General features: G+C 67.4%; 17 protein-coding genes. 6 read left to right on the top strand and 11 right to left on the bottom strand.

The genetic code is table 11. The features are described from left to right. The 6 genes from AB0B66_RS21395 to AB0B66_RS21370 all read right to left on the bottom strand — a co-directional run. A partial coding sequence (locus AB0B66_RS21395; RefSeq protein WP_360532366.1) for an MBL fold metallo-hydrolase occupies positions 1-266 on the bottom strand: 266 nt, incomplete at its 3' end. After that, entirely contained in the window at positions 266-1351 is a 1086-nt protein-coding gene (gene cydB, locus AB0B66_RS21390) for a cytochrome d ubiquinol oxidase subunit II (protein ID WP_360532363.1), read from the bottom strand. The genes AB0B66_RS21395 and cydB, both read right to left, overlap by 1 nt. A gap of 9 nt (positions 1352-1360) precedes the next feature. Beyond that, entirely contained in the window at positions 1361-2767 is a 1407-nt protein-coding gene (locus AB0B66_RS21385; RefSeq protein WP_360532360.1) for a cytochrome ubiquinol oxidase subunit I, read from the bottom strand. 476 nt (positions 2768-3243) lie between these two features. Continuing rightward, positions 3244-3555, bottom strand: a complete 312-nt coding sequence (locus tag AB0B66_RS21380) for a hypothetical protein (protein WP_360532357.1) — start codon at positions 3553-3555, stop codon at positions 3244-3246. Positions 3556-3722: 167 nt separating this feature from the next. Then, positions 3723-5276: a hypothetical protein gene (locus AB0B66_RS21375; RefSeq protein WP_360532354.1), complete on the bottom strand. Its 1554-nt coding sequence runs from the start codon at positions 5274-5276 to the stop codon at positions 3723-3725. Positions 5277-5848: 572 nt separating this feature from the next. Further along, positions 5849-6937 carry a hypothetical protein gene (locus AB0B66_RS21370; RefSeq protein WP_360532351.1) on the bottom strand — a complete coding sequence of 363 codons (1089 nt, stop codon included), beginning with the start codon at positions 6935-6937 and terminating at the stop codon, positions 5849-5851. A gap of 567 nt (positions 6938-7504) precedes the next feature. On the opposite strand from AB0B66_RS21370, the gene AB0B66_RS21365 reads away from it, so the two are divergent. Continuing rightward, the gene (locus tag AB0B66_RS21365) at positions 7505-7783 is read left to right on the top strand and encodes an Hsp70 family protein (protein ID WP_360532348.1); all 279 of its coding nucleotides are present in this window, start codon (positions 7505-7507) and stop codon (positions 7781-7783) included. A gap of 5 nt (positions 7784-7788) precedes the next feature. Continuing rightward, positions 7789-9462 (top strand): FAD-dependent oxidoreductase, encoded by a 1674-nt coding sequence (locus AB0B66_RS21360; protein WP_360532345.1) that lies wholly within the window; start codon positions 7789-7791, stop codon positions 9460-9462. A 493-nt stretch (positions 9463-9955) separates the two neighbouring features. Here AB0B66_RS21360 and AB0B66_RS21355 read toward each other — a convergent pair whose 3' ends face one another. The 3 genes from AB0B66_RS21355 to AB0B66_RS21345 form a co-directional block, all read right to left on the bottom strand. Next, a complete protein-coding gene (locus AB0B66_RS21355; RefSeq protein WP_360532342.1) occupies positions 9956-10387 on the bottom strand; it encodes a MarR family transcriptional regulator in 432 nt (143 codons plus the stop codon). Positions 10388-10785: 398 nt separating this feature from the next. Continuing rightward, positions 10786-12150 carry a GGDEF domain-containing protein gene (locus AB0B66_RS21350; RefSeq protein WP_360532339.1) on the bottom strand — a complete coding sequence of 455 codons (1365 nt, stop codon included), beginning with the start codon at positions 12148-12150 and terminating at the stop codon, positions 10786-10788. A 154-nt stretch (positions 12151-12304) separates the two neighbouring features. Beyond that, positions 12305-13309 carry an HD domain-containing phosphohydrolase gene (locus AB0B66_RS21345; RefSeq protein ID WP_360532336.1) on the bottom strand — a complete coding sequence of 335 codons (1005 nt, stop codon included), beginning with the start codon at positions 13307-13309 and terminating at the stop codon, positions 12305-12307. Between the two features lie 1122 nt (positions 13310-14431). Here AB0B66_RS21345 and AB0B66_RS21340 point away from each other — a divergent pair. Both AB0B66_RS21340 and AB0B66_RS21335 read left to right on the top strand, forming a co-directional pair. Further along, entirely contained in the window at positions 14432-15931 is a 1500-nt protein-coding gene (locus tag AB0B66_RS21340) for a GMC family oxidoreductase N-terminal domain-containing protein (RefSeq protein WP_360532333.1), read from the top strand. 249 nt (positions 15932-16180) lie between these two features. Further along, a complete protein-coding gene (locus tag AB0B66_RS21335; RefSeq protein WP_360532330.1) occupies positions 16181-17029 on the top strand; it encodes an alpha/beta hydrolase in 849 nt (282 codons plus the stop codon). Between the two features lie 348 nt (positions 17030-17377). Here AB0B66_RS21335 and AB0B66_RS21330 read toward each other — a convergent pair whose 3' ends face one another. Then, the gene (locus AB0B66_RS21330; protein WP_360532327.1) at positions 17378-17605 is read right to left on the bottom strand and encodes a GyrI-like domain-containing protein; all 228 of its coding nucleotides are present in this window, start codon (positions 17603-17605) and stop codon (positions 17378-17380) included. On the opposite strand from AB0B66_RS21330, the gene AB0B66_RS21325 reads away from it, so the two are divergent. Together AB0B66_RS21325 and AB0B66_RS21320 are read left to right on the top strand one after the other, a co-directional pair. Continuing rightward, a complete protein-coding gene (locus tag AB0B66_RS21325) occupies positions 17606-17971 on the top strand; it encodes a nuclear transport factor 2 family protein (RefSeq protein WP_360532324.1) in 366 nt (121 codons plus the stop codon). Between the two features lie 96 nt (positions 17972-18067). Beyond that, entirely contained in the window at positions 18068-18910 is an 843-nt protein-coding gene (locus tag AB0B66_RS21320) for an oxidoreductase (protein ID WP_360532321.1), read from the top strand. 758 nt (positions 18911-19668) lie between these two features. On the opposite strand, the gene AB0B66_RS21315 is transcribed toward AB0B66_RS21320, so the two are convergent. Continuing rightward, complete coding sequence (locus tag AB0B66_RS21315; protein WP_360532319.1) at positions 19669-20652, bottom strand: NADP-dependent oxidoreductase; 984 nt, start codon at positions 20650-20652, stop codon at positions 19669-19671. Positions 20653-20697: the final 45 nt, after the last annotated feature.

Below are 20697 nucleotides of genomic sequence, written 5' to 3'. Positions count from 1 at the left end.
AGCTGCGAGGTCGGGTACTCCGGCAGCAGCACGGTCGCCTTCTTCGACACGAAGCGCTTCAGGTGCGCCGCGTCGAAGTGGTCCCGGTGCAGGTGGGAGACGTACAGGTAGTCGACGTCGCCGAGGTGCTCCCAGTCGAGCTGCGAGTTGTCCGGGAAGGGGAACCACGAGGCGAAGTACGCCGGGTTCACCCACGGATCGCACAGGATCGAACCCGCCGCCGTATCGATCCGGAAGCCGGCGTGGCCGGTGCCGATGACCTGCATCAGCGCACCGCCTCGCCATCGACGGCCAGCCGGCCGACGTTCAGGGGGTGCGGCTCCGAGGCGGGTGGGATGTGCGTGATGCTGATCCGCTTTCGAAAGACCCAGTAGGTCCAGCCTTGATACGCCACGACAACTGGAGTGAAAACCACCGCGACCCAGGTCATGATCTTCAAGGTGTACGGCGTCGACGACGCGTTGGTCACGGTGAGGCTGAACACGTCGGCTGTGGTCGACGGCATGACGTATGGATAAAGCCCGCTGAACAGGCTCGCCACCGTGAGAACAAGGCAGGCCGCGGTCCCGGCGAACGCCCACCCGTCACGTTTCGTGCGTGCCGTTCCCGTCCGTACGAGCACCAGTGATGCCAGCAGCGACGCGGCGGCGAGCAGCCCGAGGGTGATCGAGGCGGGTGTGCGGCGGATGTCGAATGTGAACAGCAGGAAGGTCACCGCGATGAGCGCCGCTACCGGGCCGACGGTGCCGGCCACGCGGCGGGCGTGGTCACGTACGTCGCCGGAGGTCTTCAAGGTCAGGAAGATCGCTCCGTGCAGGAGGAACAGCGCCAGCGTGGTGGTGCCGCCGAGCAGCGCGTAGGGGTTGAGCAGGTCCCCGAACGAACCTGCGTACTCGTGTCCGGGGCCGAGTCTGACGCCGCGGAAGATGTTGCCGAACGCGACACCCCACAGCAGGGCCGGCACGGCCGAGCCGACCACGATGCAGATGTCGAATCGTCTACGCCACCTCAGGTCGTCGCGCTTGCCCCGGTATTCGAACGCCACTCCACGGATGATCAGTGCCACCAGGATCAGCAGCAGGGGCAGGTAGAAGCCGCTGAACAGGGTGGCGTACCACTCGGGAAAGGCGGCGAAGGTGGCCCCGCCGGCGGTGAGCACCCAGACCTCGTTGCCGTCCCACACCGGTCCGATGGTGTTGATCAGGACGCGGCGTTCGCGTTCACCCTGCGCGGAGAAGCCTCGCCCGAGGATCGGCAGCAGCATCCCTACGCCGAAGTCGAAGCCCTCCAGGACGAAGTACCCGGTCCACAGGATCGCGATGAGTATGAACCAGATGGTGGTCAGTTCCACGATCGTCTCCTAGTAGGCGAACGTCAGCGGGCGCGCGTCGTCGGCCGAGGCCTCGTCCGGCAGCGCGGTGGGCACGGCTATGCCGGACTTGGCGTACTTGAGCAGCAGCCCGACCTCGACGACGGCGAGGACGCCGTAGAGGGCGGTGTAGACCAGCAGAGAGGTGACGATGCTCGCGCTGCTGACGGTGGCCGATACGCCGTCGGCGGTTTTCATCTGGCCGAACACGATCCAGGGCTGGCGGCCCATCTCGGTGAAGATCCAGCCGAAGGCGTTGGCGATCAGCGGCAGCAGCGGCAGCAGGATGCCGCCCCGCAGCAGCCATCGCGACGCCGGTGACCTGCCACGCCGCATCGCCCACAGCGACCACAGCGCGAGCAGCGCGGCGAGGATCCCAGCTCCGATCATGAACCGGAAGGTCCAGTAGGTGACGGGGATGATGGGTTTGTAGTCGCCGGGTCCGTACTTCGCCTCGTACTCGGCTTGCAGGTTGTTGATGCCCTGGACGGTGCCGTCGAGGCGGCCGGTGCCGAGGAAGGAGAGCAGGCCGGGGACCTCCACCTGCCAGACCGGCTCGCTGCCGTCGAGGGTGCCGACAGTGAAGATCGAGAACGGGGCCGGCCGCGCGGTTTCGTAGAGGGCTTCTGCGGCGGCCATCTTCATCGGCTGCACCTCGGTCATGACCTTGCCCTGGATGTCGCCGGTGACGAGCACCGCGACGGTGGCGACCAACGTCGTGTAGGCGCCGACCTTCAGCGCGCTGCGGTAGGTCGTGGTCTCGGCGTCCGGCCGTCGGACCAGGTGCCACAGCGCGATGGCGGCGACCAGGGCACCGGCGGTCATGAACGCGCCGGCGACGGTGTGCGGGAAGGTGACCAGGGTGACCTTGTTGGTCAGTACGGCGGCGAAGTCGGTGAGCTCGGCGCGGTGAGTGTCGGGGTTGAGCCGGAACCCGACGGGGTTCTGCATGAAGGAGTTGGCGGCCAGGATGAAGTACGCCGACAGCAGGGTGCCGACCGCGACCAGCCAGATGCAGGTCAGATGGATCCGCCGGGAAAGCCGGTCCCACCCGAAGATCCATAGTCCGATGAATGTCGACTCGAGGAAGAACGCCAGCAGAGCCTCGATCGCCAGGGGTGCGCCGAAGACGTCGCCGACGAACCGGCTGTAGGCCGACCAGTTCATGCCGAACTGGAACTCCTGCACGATGCCGGTGACGACACCCATCGCGATGTTGATCAAAAAGATCTTGCCGTAGAACTTCGTCAGCTTCAGCCAGCGCTCGTCACCCGTGCGCACCCAGGCGGTCTGCATTCCGGCGACGAGAAACGAAAGCCCGATGGTGATCGGTACGAAGAGGAAGTGATACACGGTGGTGATGGCGAACTGCCACCGTGCCAGGTCGAGGTTGTCCATGTCAGCCTCCGATACGCCGTGCGGCGATGCGTTGTGGGTCGGGCTGGCGCACGTTGCGGGCCACCAGGGCGTCGTGGGTTCGCCGGGGGAGGGCGGGCCCGAGGTCAGAGTCCCAGGAGTGCCGGCGCTCGTGCAGGGCCCAACGTCGGCAGTTCAGGCCGCCGAAGGTCCTTCCCGGCGGGACCAAGGTCACGTCCAGAATTGGCGACCGGGGAGGAAGCCTGCCAGCCCAGCCCTTCAGGGCCGGGTAGTTGACCACTCGCTGTCATCGTCGACCGGCACGCCCCAACCGGGCGAACGCAGCAGATGCGATCACCGCTGCAGGCGGTGTGCCCGTCTACATAGGCCTGCGCGAGGTCGTCCCCACCGACTGGGGCGTTTTCGGGCGGACCAACAGGATCGAGGAGCGGCGCGTGCTCCGCCCCGGCGAGGCGCCCATCTGATGCCGTGTCCGGCTCTGACCCGGCCGGGCGGGTTTATGCCGCCGCCCGGCGAACCCGGCTCGCGTGCAGCGAGCCCGGCAGCCGCAGCCGCTCGGCGTGGGCGGTGCCCGGCTCGGCGGTGAAGACCAGCATGACCGGGCCGGGGCTGCCGGGCAGGGAATAGGTGTCCCAGTGCAGGTCGATGTCGCCGACCTCGGGGACCCGGAACGTCTTGGTGCCGCTGACCGACTCGCGAACGTCGTGCCGGGCCCACAGCCGCCGGAACTCGGCGCTGCGGATGCTCAGCTTCTGGACACACCGCGGCCGGCTCGGGCAGGTGATCGCCTGGCTCGGCCTGCTGGCCACCCGGCCGGTGGAGCAGGGCGCACTGCCGCAGTTGCGGGCCGCGACCGAGCCCGGGTTACGCGGCAGCGTGGTGGCCTGAACCGGCTGTGCCGGGCGCTCTCACCCCCGTTGCCCACTGAGGGTGCCCGGCCGGGTTCACCGCCCCATCGTCGGTGCCGGCGACGTGCTCACCCCTTGGTGAAGCCGATGTCGTCGGCGAGCACGGTGCCGGGCCCGACCGGTGTCCTGACCGGTGCGTCGAGGTTCAGGTCGGCGAACGTGATCTTGTCTTGCCATACCTTGTGCAGCATCTGCTTGATGAACTCGATGGTGAGCTGCTCTCCTGCGCAGCGGCGGTAGCCGAATCCGAACGGTGCGTACCCCGCGGTGTCGACCAGCGGGTGCGGCGTGCCGTCCACCTCGCTGTACACGGCTCCGAACACCGAGTTGGTCATGGTGACGTCACGCCCGTCCTTGACGGCCATCGCCTCCTTGTCGAACGGGCAGCGGGTCAGCCTGACCTGCTCGCAGGCGGCCGCGTCGTTGTCGGCGGTGGTCGGCGCGCCGCGGTAGCGGTCGGGGTCGAACGCGGTCGGGTCCTCCCACAGCCGCGGGTCCATGCAGGCCTGCCGGTGCGGGGTGAGCGTCCCGTTGAAGCCCTCGCCGAGCAGGGCGTGGCGGCGGTGCAGCATGGACAGGCTGCCGCCGTTGGGTGTGATGAACCGGAACAGTTCCATCACGAACCGGTCCAGCGGCGTGAAGGCGCAGCCGTCGGGCGTGTCCGGGTCCTGCGACATCGTCTTGTCGAAGCACTCGCGGATCTTCGGGTCGCCGCCCGTGGACAGCCTGCTCGCGACCTGGTAGACCATGTTGCCCCACTGGCTGAACGCCAGGAAGTTGTGGAAGCACTCGAAGATCATGTCGGTGCGCCGGAAGTTGTCGCCCAGTTCGCCGTTCTTGAGCCAGTAGTGCACGAAGGTGCTGTCGGCCTCCGGCGTCCGGTCGTCGATGATCGCCTGCACGCGGGTGTCGAGCCACTCGCGCAGGCTCTCCCGGGTGGCGCGGGTCTGCATGTAGGCCTGCCGCACGACCTCCTCGGTCGGGAACCAGAAGCCGATCACCGCGTTGAACGCGCTGCTGTACTGGCGGACCTCGGCGGGAATCTGGTCGCCGGTGGCCCCGATGTGCAGGTTCCAGTACAGGTCGTAGTAGTTGTCGAAGTACTGCGCCATCAGCGGTTTGCCGACGTTGACATCGGACAGGAACCGGCGGTGGAACTCCTGGATCTTCGGCCGGTACCTGGTCTCGATCAGGTCAGGTGTGGTGGCCGTCATGTAGATCCGTTTGCGGGCGTTGCTCTGACCGCGGTTCTCGTAGCCCTGGAAGAACACCGACACGCCCTCGTCGTGCGGGTTGGGTGTCCACCCCTCGTAGAGCATGCCCCACAGTTGCACGGGGACGGCCTTTTCCTTGGTCAGTGCCAGATCGATCATCGGTAGCAGCGGCGTCTCGCTGATGAACTCGTTGCTCAGCAGGAACGGTGCGACTACGCCGGCGACGTAGTCGGCCTCGAAGTTCGCCGGCACCAGTCCGATGGGAAGGGTCTCCTCCGGCGCTTTGACCACGAGCGAACGCGGCGTCTGCTCATGTGCGTCGTGGTCTGGGGCGGTCCCGGCCTTCGCCGCCGGCGCCCCGGCCCCGCTGATCGTTCGGGGCTTCTCCGAGCCCACCTTGCGAGTCATGGTTCATACCTCCTGGGTGGTGACGAGACGTCCGGCTCCGGTCGGTCCGGCGGGCGGCACCGGTCGGTCGAGCCGATGCCATCTGCCAGTACATGCTACGCAAAGTGAGAGTCTATGTACTCTGTGTAAGATCAGTGGTCGTGTGTCGGTGGCCTGCGCCTTGCCGCACGCATTGGTCGTTTTACGCCCACGGCAAGGAGCGGTCGGCTGACATCAACAACATCAAGGCGACGGTCCGCAGCGTCACCTTCGATCTGCTCAGGTCACTCGGCCTGACCACCGTGTGCGGCAACCCGGGGTCCACCGGATCGACAGCGTGCACGAGGTCGTCGAGTGGCCGTAACCGCCGGCGCTGATGCGCTACCACCCAGGGCCCAACGCAGCGCGCCGGCGAATAGCCACTGACGACGCTGCAACATCGGACACGGGTCTTACCCATGCGGCACGGTCACATCTACGGCACGCTGCTCATCGACATGGACACCCAGCGGCCGGTGAACGTGCTGCCCAGGCACCTGGCGCCATGCGGTGCAGCAAGCGCGTAGCTACAACTGCTGTAGCGGCGGAAGAGGTCAGCGATCGGCGGTCAGCTCATTGTCTGGTTGATAATGGTACGCAGCCTCACGTACCGCTTCGTCGCTTTCCAGCCCGGCTCCCAGCGCCCCGCCGAGTGTGCCGAGAGAGCTGGCCAACCACGCCAGCCGTACCTGGTCACTGATACCGACCGGATGACCGAGGGCAGCGGCGATCAGATCGGCCGGGACCATGACGAGCACCCCCACCGCGGTCAGGATCACCAGCTCGCCGTACAGCGCTACCGCGCCGATAACCACGGTAAGAATCGTGACGATGTTGAACAGAGCCACCTGTTGGCGAATCGCGGGACCGGCAGTCCGGGGCGGCATCCGCTCCCACAGGCCGGCGCCGAGCACCAGGCTCAGTACCACGGCGAGTAGCGAACCGACGGTAAGGATGCTCAGTCGCGCCGCGCCCAACGCGTTCGCCAGCCGCCAGATGTCGCTCGTCACCAGCGCGAGGATGTCGACGGCCAGGGCCGCGACCAGAGCTCGGGAGAGCCGCGAGACCAGTCGCCACGGCCGGTTGGCTCGCAGCATGCCCAGCAGGAGCCGCAGGTTTCCGGTCAGTACGCCAGCGATCAGACCGACGGCTCCGCTTTCAGGTACCGGCAACTCGTTCAGCTCGCGCGTCCGTCGGTACAGAGCCACCCGACGCCGCCGGGTGGCGCGATCATCGAGGTCCGCGTTCTGTGTGTCGACCTCGCCCAGCAGTGCTTCAACCAGGCGCACGATCGCGTCCGCGGCCCGGCGGGTCACACCCACCGCGCCCAGCGCAGGCAGGGACAGCACAGCGACACCGTGCGTCGCACTCGCGTGGGCGACCACCGGCCGGCGCTGGGTCGCCAACGGTAGATCGGTGATGCAGACGGCCATTTGCCAGCCTTCGTCCAGCAGCCTGCGCCGGGCGGCGTCGACCAGCCGGTTCAAGTCTGCCGGGGCGTCGACCAGCCGGTCCACGGCCAGCCGTATATGCCAGTCTCCCTCCGGCAGTCGAACAGAGATCAGGCCGGTGAGGTCCGCCAGAAGACTCTGTGTCAGATCGGCAGCCGGCCCCGGTGACGCGACCAGTCCGATCACGGTCATCTCAAGTCACCGGCCGAAGCGCTCGTCGTCCCAACCGAGTCGTTAACGTTGCCGTCGTCATCGTGCATCTCCCGACAGGGGCGGTGCCACCGGCACGGTGCGCGGTCACGCACCTGCCCCGATCAGGTGAGCGACCGTCACTCGGCGTTGGTCAATCATGTTACGGCAACCCCGTCCGGCGAGGGACGCGCTGGGCCAGGACGACCTGGGCATGGGCGTCGGCCAGATCACCCTGCCGGGCAGCCGTATGCCCATGTCCAGCGCCACTGGCTCCGGCGACCATGTGGCGGTTCTGGCAGGCTGGCCTGGGTGCGGTTTTCCGGCAACGTCCGGATCATGTTTTGTCCCGTCCGTGGTGGGTAGTATGAGAATTTAGTGCGTATTTGGTGTGGTCGCGTCGGCATGACGGTGAGGGCTTAACAGGCAGTTGGTGCTGCCGGCCCTTTATGCGTTGAGGCCTCCCCGACCTCGACTCCGGAACTTGAGGAGCTTGCCCCGTACTGCCGGGTGACGACAGTTGGCACCCGGCATCGTCCGGCACGCGTCCACGGCTGGCTGGTGATCAGCATGGCAAAAGCAGTCGGTATAGATCTCGGTACGACCAACTCGGTGATCGCGGTGTTCGAAGGCGGTCAGGCCAAGGCGGTCGCTTTCGACGTCGTGCCCGGCCCGGACGGCCAGTCCATCCCGCTACTGCTCCTGCTCGACCACGGGCAGGTACGGGCCCGCCAGGTCGGCGCCGCCCCACCCTGCGCACTGCTGCGCTGGGTCGAACAGGTGCTGGCCCAGCCTCCCGCCGACCAACCCAGGTATGCCACCCGACTTCATTACCGTCAGAGAAGGTGACCAGAATGTCCGAGCCCGTACAGGAGACACCGGACCGCTACGGAGCTTATCCGCGGCTGAGCGCCGAACAGATCGACGCGCTGGCCTCACGCGGGCAGTGCCACACCACCGACATCGGCGAACCCTTGTTCCACGAGGGTGACCCGAGCTACGACTTCCACGTCATCCTGTCCGGCGCCGTCGCACTGATCGAGGGATACGGCACCCCGGCCGAGCGGGAGATCAGTGTGCACGGGCCGGGCCGCTTCCTCGGCGAACTCAGCCTCCTGGCGGGCCAGCCGGCGTTGCTGAGCGCCGTGGTCCGCGCACCCGGCGAGGTGCTCAGCATCCCGGTCGACGACGTACGCGCCCTGGTCGCCCACGACCCGACGCTCGGCGACCTCATCCTGCGGGCGTACATGATCCGCCGCTCGCTGCTGATCGAGATGGGCGCCGGGATCCGGATCATCGGCTCGCGCTACTCCGCCGACGCGCGGCGGCTGCGCGACTTCGCCGCCCGCAACCGGCTGCCCTACCGCTGGATCGACGTGGAGCAGGACCCCACCGCCGAGACGCTGCTGCGCCAGCTCGGCGTCACGCCGCAGGAGACGCCGGTGGTCATCTGGCGCGGCCAGGAGGTGCTGCGCAATCCGGGCAACGACGAGCTCGCGCGGGTCGTCGGGCTCGCCGAGCCGAGCATCGCCGGCTCCGACTACGACGTGGTCGTGGTGGGCGCGGGCCCCGCCGGGCTGGCCGCAGGCGTGTACGCGGCGTCGGAGGGCCTGTCGGTCGTGGTCCTTGACGCGGTCGCCGCCGGCGGGCAGGCCTCCACCTCGTCGAGGATCGAGAACTACCTCGGCTTCCCGGGCGGGATCTCCGGCGCGGAGCTGGCCGAGAGGGCCACGCTGCAGGCCCGCAAGTTCGGCGCTCGGATAACCGTGCCCGCATCGGTCACGGCGATGGAAGAACACGACGGGCTCCACCTGATACGGCTGGCCGACGGCACCGAGATCGCCACCCGGACCGTGCTGATCACGACCGGGGCCCGCTACCGCAAACTGCGGGTGCCCCGGCTGGCCGAGTTCGAGGGCACCAGCGTCTACTACGCGGCCACCGCCGCCGAGGCCCAGCTGTGCCGCGGCGACCAGGTGGCCGTGGTCGGCGGCGGCAACTCCGCCGGACAGGCGACCGTGTTCCTGGCCGGCCACGTGGCCCACGCCCACCTGATGATCATGCACGACGACCTGAGCCGGGACATGTCGCGCTATCTCGCCGACCGCATCACCGCACTGCCCAACGTGACCGTCCACACCAACACCGAGGTATGCGAACTGGCCGGACGCGACCGGCTGGAGGAGGTGGTCGTGGTCGACATGAAGACCGAACACAGCCGACGCATCCCGGCCACCGCCCTGTTCGTGTTCATCGGGGCCGAACCGTGCACCACCTGGCTGGACAAACAGATCGCAGTCGACCACCACGGGTACGTGCTCACCGGCCCGGACGTGCCTGCCGACGCCGTCACCGACCTGCGCCAGGGCACACCTCGGCGGCCGTACCTGCTGGAGACGAGCCGGCTCGGCGTGTTCGCCGCAGGCGACGTGCGCAGCGGCTCCATCAAACGAGTCGCATCAGCCGTCGGCGAGGGGGCCATGGCGATCCGGTTCGTCCATGAACATCTACGACTGCGCCAGGGCTAGACCCGATTAAGGACCCTGGACTTCGCTGAGGGGACCATAGGTGCGAGGGTGGGAGCACTTGCAGCTGTTGATCATCGTGGAGGTCTTCGCCACGGTGCTGGCCAGCTTGCGTGGTGCCCGGTTCAGGCTGGAGCCCGGCCTTTTATGTTCTTCGAGACACGTTTTCTACACGTACGAGCGTACGGTTTTGGCGAACCGCCCCACGGAACTTGGTGCGTCTGAACTGGCCGAGACTTCTTTGATCTTGGTTGTGGCGTGGCGCCTCTTGCACGACACTGTCAAATGCCCTGGCGTGCAGAGGAAATGACCACGGAAGCCTCCATGATCACGCCCGCGGGACGTGCTGTCTTCTCGGTCGGCGGTGATCAGGATGTCGGTCGTCTGTAGACAGTGGCGACACGCTCGGGACACATGGCCACGCCGCCACGGCGGCGGTCTGCGCGACCGGGCCGGGAGGGTTTGCCCTGTGGGTGGGCGACCGGCTGCCAGGAGATCAAGATGCCGCTGCGAAGGCGAGCTCATTCGCTGTGAGGCGGCGAAGTAGCATCCGAGTTATTGCGATCTCCTCTTGGGTGAGTCCCGACGCGTCACCGATTGTCGTCGGCACGCAACTGATGCGTTCCCTAAGTGCTTCACCTTTCGGAGTGAGTGCGACTTCGACAACACGTTCGTCCTCGCCTCGACGTCGACGGGTGATAAGCCCGTTGGTCTCCATCCGCTTGATCAACGGTGTCAAGGTGCCGTACTCCAACTGAAGCGCGGAAATGAGGTCCTTCACAGCGACGCTCTTGCGCTCCCAGAGAACCAGCATCACGAGATACTGGGGATATGTCAGTCCTACTGGCTCGAGGAGAACCCGATAGGCGCTGGTCACCGCGCGCGAGGCGGCGTACAGCGCGAAACAGAACTGGTCGTCAAGCCGCATTGAGGCATAGTCGGGCTCATCCGAGCGTATTGGTGACTGTGTCACATGACCTCCTGCGTTCGTGTCTGGCTCGACCGACGGTGCTGGCAACCGGCTCACGTGGCCTCGCTTCGGTCGCGGCGATCCACCGCCCCAACCAACTTTACCACGGTTTACTCTTGCACAAGTTAATAGGCCGGCCAGGCCCGCTGCTGACCGGCGGCCGCGGCGCTGCGCACGCGGTCGGGCAAAACAGCTCGCCGACATTGCCACGTGTCACGCCCGGCTGGTCGTGCTAGACGATCTCGACCGAGCCGGGGCGACGGTGAACTTGGCGCTGGTCAGCAGCGGTCCGGCGGTCTGGCGACCATCGGCACCACGATTTCTGCGCGGGGGGTGCCAGTCCGCCCGCGGAGAAATTAGCGGACCTGCTCGCCGACACGTCGTCCGGACAGTGGCCGACCACGACCGAGGTGGTCTTTGGCACGTTTTGCCGCGTACAACTCCTCGTCGGCGCGCCGGAGAGTCGTCTCCACGTCCTCCGACCGCCGCAAAGTCACCCCGACACTGATGGTCCGGCCGCCGTCGGCTACCGCAGCCGCTATCCGTTCCGCGACCTGTACGGCCTCGTCCCGGCCGGCCACGTTCAGCACCGCGACGAACTCGTCGCCGCCGACGCGGAACACCTCGTCGCCCTCGCGCAGCGCCAGGCGGATGGCGTCGGCCACCTCGATGAGTGCACGGTCTCCGGCGTCATGGCCCCAGGTGTCGTTGATGGCCTTGAAGTTGTCGATGTCCATCGCGAGCACGGCCGTGGGCGACGGAGCGCCGGAGGCCAGTTGTCGAGCCAGCGGGCGTCGGTGGCGCAGGCCGGTGAGCGGGTCGGAGTCGGCCAGAGTCTGCAGTGTGTGCTGCGTGGACATGCGCTCGTAGGACGCGACGGCGTTGATCATCAGGAGTTCCAGTATGACCGCGGTGTCCGGCAGTGGTTGAACCGCGAGCTCGTCCATGATCAGCGTGACGGCGTCGAAGTCGGGATGCCGCGTATTCACCGGCAGAGTAGCCATGACCAGGGTGCGCACGCCGACGTCGGCGAGTGGTTCGAAACCGCTGGTGTCGGCGACGCCTACCCCGCCCCGGGAGTACGCGGCCTGCTGGCGAGCCGCGGCATCCATCAACGCGGACAGGCTCTCCGGCGGAAGGGCGCCGACGGCGTCGACGAGTCGCCGTGACCCCGACCCGCAGTGGTCCGCCAGGACGGCGAGCGGCGGAGCGCTGCCGACGAGGTCGTTGGCCCTGCGGATGAGTGTCACTGCGCATCGCAGCCCGGACAGGTCGACCGCCGCGCGGCAGAAGCGTTGTGCCAGCTCCGTGGGGTCGTTGGCGGTGGCGATGCTCAAGGTGTGGCTGAGCAGCCACTGGGGCGGGCTCGGCTCGGACGGGCCACCCAGCTGGTGGATACGTGCGCCCAGGAGCACGCCGATCCTCGTCAGCGCTGACTCCCAGTCTCTGAGGTCGGTCAGCACGAGGTCGAACTCGACCATGATGACGCCGATCACGGTATCGCGCGTGCCGCGCACTGGAGCACAGATCATCGAGCCGGCTGGTCGGCCTGCGGGCGGCCCGGTGCGGTCGACGGCAGAGGTGCGACGCGTGACGGTGTGCCCCGTGGTCAGTACCCGCCCGGCCATGCCGTAGTTGATGCGCACTGTCCTCGGCGCGTGCCAGACCCCGCTGCTCGCGCCGAGGTGCAGGTAGCTGGCGTTGGTCAGCAGAACATTCACCGAGGCACCCGTGTGGGTGCTGACAGCGTCGACCACCGCGTTGCACGTTCTGTAGACGGATTCACAGGAGCGTATGGACTGGGCGACCTCATCGACGAGTCCTGGTGCTGCGGTCACTTCGGCGGTCCTCCTTCCTCAGGAGCCGGGCACAACGTCAGAAGTGTCCGCGCCCGGCCGACTGCCGGCTGGTGTACTCGGACAGCAGTGCCGGCTCGTCGATGGCGCCCTCGTCGACAAGTTGGAGAAAGGCGTCGACCGCGCGGGGATCGAACTGCGTGCTCCGTCCCGTCTCCAGCTCTTCGCGCGCTTTGCCGACCCCGAGCGCCCGGGCATACGGGCGGTCAACGCGCATAGTGGCCCAGGCGTCGCACACCGCGATGATCCGTGCCTCGATCGGGATGTCGGCACCGGCCAGGCCGCGCGGATAACCGGTCCCGTCATACCGCTCATGGTGTGCCGCGACCAGCGGGGCCAAATCCGGCCGGTTCATCTCGACGAGCAGCCGGGCACCCTCGTCCGGGTGGCGGCGCATCTCGACCCACTCGTCGGCGGTGAGCCGGCCGGGCTTGGCCAGCAGGGACTCGTCAACGCAAATCTTGCCCACGTCATGCAGGCGTCCAGCGGCTGCCGTGCGCAGCTGCGTCCGGCGATCAAGACCCAGTCGCGCGGCGGTCTGCTCGGCCCACCGGGCGACGGCGGTGCCGTGCTCGCGTTCCCCCAGGATGGCGTCGATCTTGTCGGCCATCGACACCAGGTCCTGTGAGAGCGCGTCTTCGGGGTCGACCGGTGTCGCGGGCTCGGTCCGCGCCGATGCCGGGTTCGGGTCGAGCGTCTCGCCCGGCAACTCCTCGCACCGTTCCACGGTGTTCCGTCCCGCCTGGAGAGCTGGCACTTCGATGCACACCAGTGCCATGACGGCCGAATGGTCGCCATGGGTGTGGGGGAGCGTCGCACTGCGGCGGGATTGCTTGACCAGGACCATTGCACCGTCGATGCCGCCGAGGAGCCTTTGCACGTGCGCCGCAGTTGAAGCCGTTTCCCAGCTCCAGTTGGCGGGGGCCACCGGACAGCCCGCTTGCCGCAGGCGGTCGACCGCTTCGCTCAAAGTGGACGACTCGGCGAACACCATCACGACTGCCGGCTGCACTACCTTGCCCATGGCTTCCTCCTCGGGAGTGTGCGGGAGCTCGCCCAGCGGCCCCGCCTCAATGACAAAAACCTAGCCCACGTAATCCTCGTGTACAAGGTAATTGGTCGGATTTCGGCTATTGATGTGAACTCGGGATGGGCTGTCGCCCAGGTCGACGCCGCGTCAAGTCGCGGCTCGACCGGCGATCGTTTGGGTTTGCGGGCTCGGTCAGATTGGCCGGGTAGCCGGCCCCGCAGCTGTGGCGCCCGACCGTGCAGAAGGCGTCGACAACGCGGCCGAGATCTGTCGCTCTCCCGATGGCCGGAAGTTGGCGCTGGTCAGCTCGGTGGGCATCGTCTGGCTTCGGATGCCATAACTTGGGTATTTAATCCCACGTACGTCCCCTTTGTGCTCGTGCCCGTGGGGGGCTCTGTCGTCAAGCTGCTGGGTCGACCTCACTTGGCGTTCCGCATACGGAACGATGGTACGTGGTCGAGATATTCCTTCGATGCGGGCGACCGGCCCGCCGGGCTGTCGAATGGCGATCAAGCGCGATGGCGGGATTCGTCCGGGGTGCGGGTCCACCCACCCACCGCTCCTGGCGACCCGGTGCACGCGCTCGCGTCGGTCAGCCGCGTCTTCCCGATCGTCTGGCCGGCCGCTCATGGCAATCTGCACCCTCCCGGAGCAGGACTTGACTCTCCCTCTGGGGGAGACCCGACAGTGGGCGTATGGGCAACGCCAACTGATGGAAAGGCAGCCTGCTGCAGCATTGGGCAGGGCAGGTCCAGGACTGCGGGGCACCCGCGCCGGCACTCGATGCCCGTCTCCGACCGGATTCGGCGGGCGGTGGCGGCCGAGGCGTCTCGGTCGCGTCGAAGGCCTCATTGCAGCGCGGGCCGGCGGCTGGTGTGGCTTAATCGGGGGCCTGCCGACGAGGTCACCCATCCATGACGCAGAAACCTTGTGCACGAGCTATCGGTGCGCTAGCTTTCAATGGGCCCATCTGAAGTCGTCCGCAGCCGCGTCGGTTGTTCTGGGGCAATGACTGAGCGAGCGCCGGGCGATCGTCAAAAGTTGGGTCCGCCGCTGCTACGTGGTCGTTGCCAGGCGCGGTGGGCGCTGGCTACCGGAACGTGAATCGGAGGAAGCATGGATTTCGATTATGTGATCGTCGGTGCCGGTTCGGCAGGCTGTGTCCTGGCGGCACGGCTGTCTGAGCAGCCGGATGTGAGCGTCCTGCTGTTGGAGACCGGCCCGGAGGACACCCGCCCGGAGATCCACGTGCCGACGGCGTGGCCTGCCCTGTGGGGCACCGAAGTCGATCATGCGTACCGGACGGTGCCGCAGAGCGCGATGGGGGGTCGGGAGCACAACTGGCCTCGTGGGCGAACGCTGGGCGGAAGCAGTTCGATCAACGCCATGGTCTACCTGCGTGGCCATCGCAACGACTTCGACTCGTGGGCTCAGGGCGGCGCGCCCGGTTGGGCGTATGACGACGTCCTGCCTTACTTCCAGCGAATGGAGACGGTGCCAGACGGGGATCTGCGGTATCGCGGCTTCCGCGGGCCGATGATGCCCCAAAGGTCCGCCACGCCCAATCCACTGTCGCAGGTCTTCGTGGATGCCGCCGCGCAGGCCGGCCATCCGGTCACCGGCGACTTCAACGGTGCGGTGCAGGAAGGAGCCGGCTGGCATGACCTGACCATCTGCGCCGGAAAGCGGCAGAGTACCGCGGTTGCGTATCTGCGACCGGCGCTACGTCGCTCGAACCTCACGGTGTGGACCGAGTCGCGCGCGACAAGCCTGCTCGTGCGCGACGGCCGCTGTACAGGTGTCCTCGTGCGACACAACTGCGAACTTGTCGACGTCCGCGCCAACCGAGAGGTGATCGTGTCGTCCGGTGCGGTGGACTCACCACGCCTACTGCTGCTGTCGGGGATCGGGCCGGCAGACGAACTGCGGCAGGCGGGCGTCAAGGTGGTGCATGACCTTCCCGGTGTCGGAAGGAACCTGCAGGACCACCCGCTGACCGGTGTGGTCTTCGAATCCATGCGGCAGATTCTGCCCGGCAACTCCAACCACGCGGAGACCTCGCTGCTGTATCGCAGCAGTGAGGCCGTCGGCGGGCCTGACGCGCAGATCATGTTCCTGCATGTGCCGTTCCACTACCTGGGGGCGTTCGACACTCCGGCAAGCAGCTTCACCTTCGGCGTGTCCGTCGTGCCCCGTAGTCGAGGATCCGTGCGACTGGCGAACGCTGATCCGGACAGCAGCCCGCTGATCGATCCGAACTATCTGGCTGATCCCAGCGATCGGCGTCGTCTGGCCGAGGGCGTGGAGAAGGCGCGAACCATCGCGGCGAGTGCGGCATTCGATCCGTGGCGCGGAGCGGAACTGCTGCCAGGCAGGGGCCTCCGGGTCGAGGACTACGTCCGCACAGCAACGGGGACCTATTTCCACCCGGCCGGAAGCTGCAAGATGGGTACTGATGATCAGTGCGTGGTCACGCCGCAGCTGCGGGTGCATGGCATCGAGAACCTCCGCGTCATCGACGCGTCGGTGATGCCGACACTTGTCAGCGTGAACACCAACGCCGCCACCATCATGATCGCCGAGCGTGGCGCTGAGCTGATCCGGGCAGAGGGCTGAAACAGGGCGCTTCCGTGCTATGAACGGCCCTCGCTCATGCCAAATCGATAGATAACTTCCGTAACGGGCGTAGCATTGCGTCTGCAGCGCAGCATCCGATGGCGGGGGCGACACGTTCAATGCGGTCGCGGTCCCGCAACGTGCCTGAAGTGTCCTCTCGGACCTTTATGTCTTGCCCGGCCGACTCTCGCGCTGGCACCAGTGCGTCTTGGTCCGCCGCTGGCGTAGCGCAAGCCTCGGAGGAGAACCATGAAACCGACACCGAAATCGCGTTTGTTGGGGGTCGCGGCCAGTGTGCTGGTGGCGGCTCTCGCCCTCACCGCACCTGTTACGGCCAACTCCGTCACGTCGGCGGGCGCCGCAGAACCTCAGCCCGCTCAGCAGCAGGACAAACCGACGGTGGTGTTGGTGCATGGCGCGTTCGCCGACGCGTCAAGCTGGAACGGCGTGATCGAGCGCCTGCAGGCCGAGGGTTACCCGGTGGTGGCGCCGGCCAACCCACTGCGGGACCTGGCAACGGACTCGGCTTATCTGCGCAGTGTACTCAACAGCGTGCAGGGCCCCATCGTGCTGGCTGGGCACTCCTACGGCGGGGCCGTCATGTCGAGCGCCGCCGCGGGTGATCCGGACGTGAAGGCGCTGGTCTACATAACAGCGCTGGCACCGGAGATAGGGGAGAGCACGGGGGAGTTGGTCAACAGGTTCCCGGGCAACACGCTGGGGGCGAACCTGCAGTCGGTGCCGTTCCCGCTGCCCGGCGGAGGCGAGGGCGCCGACCTGTACGTCAAGCGCGAGGCGTTCCGGGAGCACTTCGCGGCCGACGTCCCTGCACCGACCGCGGCCTTGATGGCGGTCACGCAGCGTCCGGCTGCCACTGCCGCGCTGGAAGGCAAGGCGGTCGAGGCGGCCTGGAAGGTCATTCCGTCATGGGCGCTGCTGGCCACCGAGGACAAGGCGATCCCGCTGGCCGCCCAGAAGTTCATGGCCGAACGCGCCAAGTCCAAGACCGTGGAAGTCAAGGCATCCCATGCCGTCCCGGTCTCCCAGCCCGGCGCGGTCGCCGACCTCATCATCGAAGCCGCCGGCGCCTCCAAGTAGGCCTGACTGGTAGGGCCGGCACCGTTCGTATCCGGGAGTCCGTCCACCCGGTGCGGCTCGCAAGGCGAAGCCATGCATCTGCGGGAGTTTTGGCGTGTTCACCGGTGCTCGGACTGCGCATGCCGGATGGGGTCACGCGCTTGCTGTACGGCAGGGTCGGCTCGATCGTGTCGCGGGCGGTGCCGACAGCATTGTTGTGGTCAGGGTGGAGCCGGCAGATGCCGCCGTCGCTCCGGCGGCCGTGTCTCATTTGACGCCCGGGTCAAGCAGAGCCGGCGCCATGCAAGGGTGCGCAATCTCCATCCGCGTCCACCTTCGGGGTCTGCAGTGGCGTGTGACATCGCCGGCTTACTGCTGTGCGAGGCGGAAGATCGGCCAGCCGATCTTGGTGCGCCATCGGCTGGAGTTGTCGGTTTCGCGCGGGCCGACGAGATATGTCTCGTGGACCGGCCCGTCGACGGCCAGGACGTGCTTGGCCGCCCAGGCGCCGGGGCGGCCGTAAGTGACGTCGATGTCGTCGTGCGGCCCGCGGTCGCCAGTTGACCCTCCCCCTGCGGGAGACCCGACAGTGGTCATATGAGAACGGACTGGAGTCGGGCAACCCCGATCGCCTCGTCGGCATTGCCGGCCGAAGTCACCACCTACCTCGACGCGCATCGGGCTCGCGACGTCGATGCAGCAATCGCGTGCTACACCAAGGATGCCGTCGTGACGGACAATGGGCACGCCTATCGTGGTCTGGAGGAGATTCGGACCTGGCTGGGCCGCTCGGCGAGCGAGTACACGTTCACCACCGAACTCACCGGTGCCGGTCGGATCGACGAGACGCACTACGACGTCGTCCAGCATCTCGAAGGAGACTTTCCCGGCGGGGTGGTCGACCTGCACTACCGGTTCACGATGCGTGGCCCGCTGATCGCGGCGCTGCATATCGCACCGTAGTACATTTCACACGATTTGTGGCATTGTTGAGGCGGCGTCCGTTGTGAGTGTCGGCCGTCGGATGGTCGCCAGGAAATGATCATTATTGGGGAAGACATGAGGACGTGGTTCATCACCGGTGGCACGCCGGGTGGATTCGGTTCGGCCTACGCCGAGGCCGCGCTCGATGTCGGCGATCGCGTGGTGCTGACCGCGCGGCGGGTCGAGCGGCTGAAGGAGTGGGCACAGGCTTATGGCGACCGGGTGCTGATCCTGCCCCTGGACGTCACCGACGACCAGCAGGTGATCGACGCCGTAAAGGCTGCCGAACGGCATTTCGGCGCCGTCGACGTGCTGGTGAACAACGCCGGCCGGGGCTGGTACGGGTCCATCGAGGGCATGGCCGACGACGCCGTGCGGCAGATGTTCGAACTGAACTTCTTCTCCGTACTGTCGGTCACGCGTGCCGTACTGCCGGGCATGCGAGCCCGACGCCGGGGATGGATCATCAACATGTCCTCCGTGGCCGGGCTGCGCGGGGTGACCGGATTCGGCTACTACAGCGCCTCCAAATTCGCGGTTGAGGCTGTCACCGAGGTGCTGCGCAACGAGGTGGAGCCGCTCGGCATCCGGGTGATGGCGGTCGAGCCAGGGGCGTTCCGGACCAGGGCCTATGCGGGCTTTGCCGACGAAGCCGTCGATGAGACCATCGCCGAGTACCAGCCGATGCTGCAAGACGTCCGCAGCGCGATGGTCGACCAGGATGGCAAGCAGCCCGGCGACCCGCAGCGCGGAGCTCGCGCGGTCATCGCCGCCATGGCCCAGGCGTCGCCCCCGCACCGGCTGGTTCTGGGCAGCGGCGCCTTCGACGTCGTGGTGAAGACGATCGAAGAGAACCTGGCCGACATCCGGACCTCCGAAGCGCTGTCACGTCGGGCCGACTTCCCCGCCACCGTATAGCCGTCCAGCGGACCTGGACGTTTGAAACGCTCCGACGGAGCGGGGCCGCCATCACACCGGCGGCTCGGTCAGCATCGCCGCGGTTCTGCTCGCGCTGGGTGATGTCACCGGCCGGGTGCCCGCCGCTGAAACCGGGTGGTCACGACAGCGCCTCGCCCGCGAGGCCGTTCAGCTGTTGGTGCGCGGGCGTGGACTGACTGCGGCTCGCATGCGCCATCTGCTCGGTCGCGCCGAGCCTGGCCCGACTCGTCGACCGAAGTTGTCACTTCGTTCGTAACATCGATAGGCTCGAGTAGAAGCCCTCCGGGCGCCCCGGTGAGAAGAGCGCAGCCACGATGCGGCACGCAGACCGCGACTGTGATTGTGGGCGACGATCCGGCCGCACTTGGTGAACTCTCAGATCGCCCGCAACAGACGCTGGTAGTTGTCGATGACCGCGTTCAGGGCGGTCGTGCTGTCCCGAGCCGTCATAGCGTCGGTGGCGGGGTGCGAGGGTGCCGCCGGTCACGAGCGCGTTGATCCGGACCCCCTTCGCGGCCGTGTCGAGCGCGGCCGACGGGTGAGTCCGATGACGCTATGCTGGCGGCGCTGTAGGAGGCCATGCCGGGCGCGCACCTTGGCGCCCTCGGCGGTGACCCGCTCGGCGACTGCCCGGCCAATGCCGGAGGTCGCGCCGGTGACCGGGATCCTTGTCGGTGAAGCGTGCAGACACGGTTGTTCCTCTTTCGGACGCGTCTTTGGTATGCGTCGAACTGTTGTCAGAAGGTCAGGACGAACCGCCCTCGTACCCCGCCCGCCTCGAGCCGGCGGTGGGCGTCTGATGCCTGGCCTGCGGGCATGACCTCGGCGATCCGGGGCGTGAGCACGCCGGCACCGGCCAGGCGGCGGATCTCGTCGAGCTTGTCGGTGCGGCCGTCGTACTCGGGCACGAACGGCGACAGCACCCTGATCCCGCGGGTGCTCTCGGCGGTGTAGCCGCCGGGCTCCTCGGCCTGCCGGAACCTGATGAAGGTGCCGCCGTCACGGACGGCGTCGAGCAGCCGCGGCCCGAACAGCGCCACGTCGGCGACCGCGTCCACGCCCTCGGGATACCGTGCCCGGATGCTGTCGACCACCCCGCGTCCCCGGGGCACGACCTCGGTCGCGCCGAGTTCGCGGACGAGCTGCTCGTCGGCCGGGGCGGCGTCGGCGATCACGGTCAGCCCGGCGTGGGCGGCCAGCTGGACCAGGTATCCGCCGAGCGCTCCGGCGGCCCCGATCACGGCCAGGGTCGAGCCGGGCGGCAGGCCGAGCTGGTCGAAGGCCAGCAGCGCGGTCAGGCCGTTCATCGGCAGCGTCGCCGCGGCCTCGTGACCGAACCCGTCCGGCGCGCGGACCACCGAACTCGCCGGCAGGACCGCGTACTGCACGTAGCCGCCGCCCCGGTAGGCGACGGTGCCGTCGTCGGCGGGAAGGAACGGCATCAGCATCGCCATCACCGGATCACCGACGCGCAGCCCCGTGTCGGTGTCCGGACCGACCTCGTCGACCACGCCCGCGACGTCCATCCCAGGTACATAGGGTGCGGGCACCCCTTCCAGTTCCAGGGCCCATGTGCCGCCGCGCAGCAGCATGTCCGCCGGGTTCACCGCGGCAGCGTGCACCCGGATCCGGACCTGGCCGGGGCCGGCGTGCGGTTCCGGTACGTCGACGACCCGCAGCACCTCCGGCCCACCGAACTTGTGCAGACCTACAGCTTTCATGGTCTTCCTCCGAGGATGCAGCTCCAGCTCACATGTGGTTTCCAT

This window comes from Catellatospora sp. NPDC049111 (assembly GCF_040648615.1).
Lineage (GTDB): Bacteria > Actinomycetota > Actinomycetes > Mycobacteriales > Micromonosporaceae > Catellatospora > Catellatospora aurea.
This window is presented reverse-complemented; position numbering and strand designations above follow the sequence as displayed.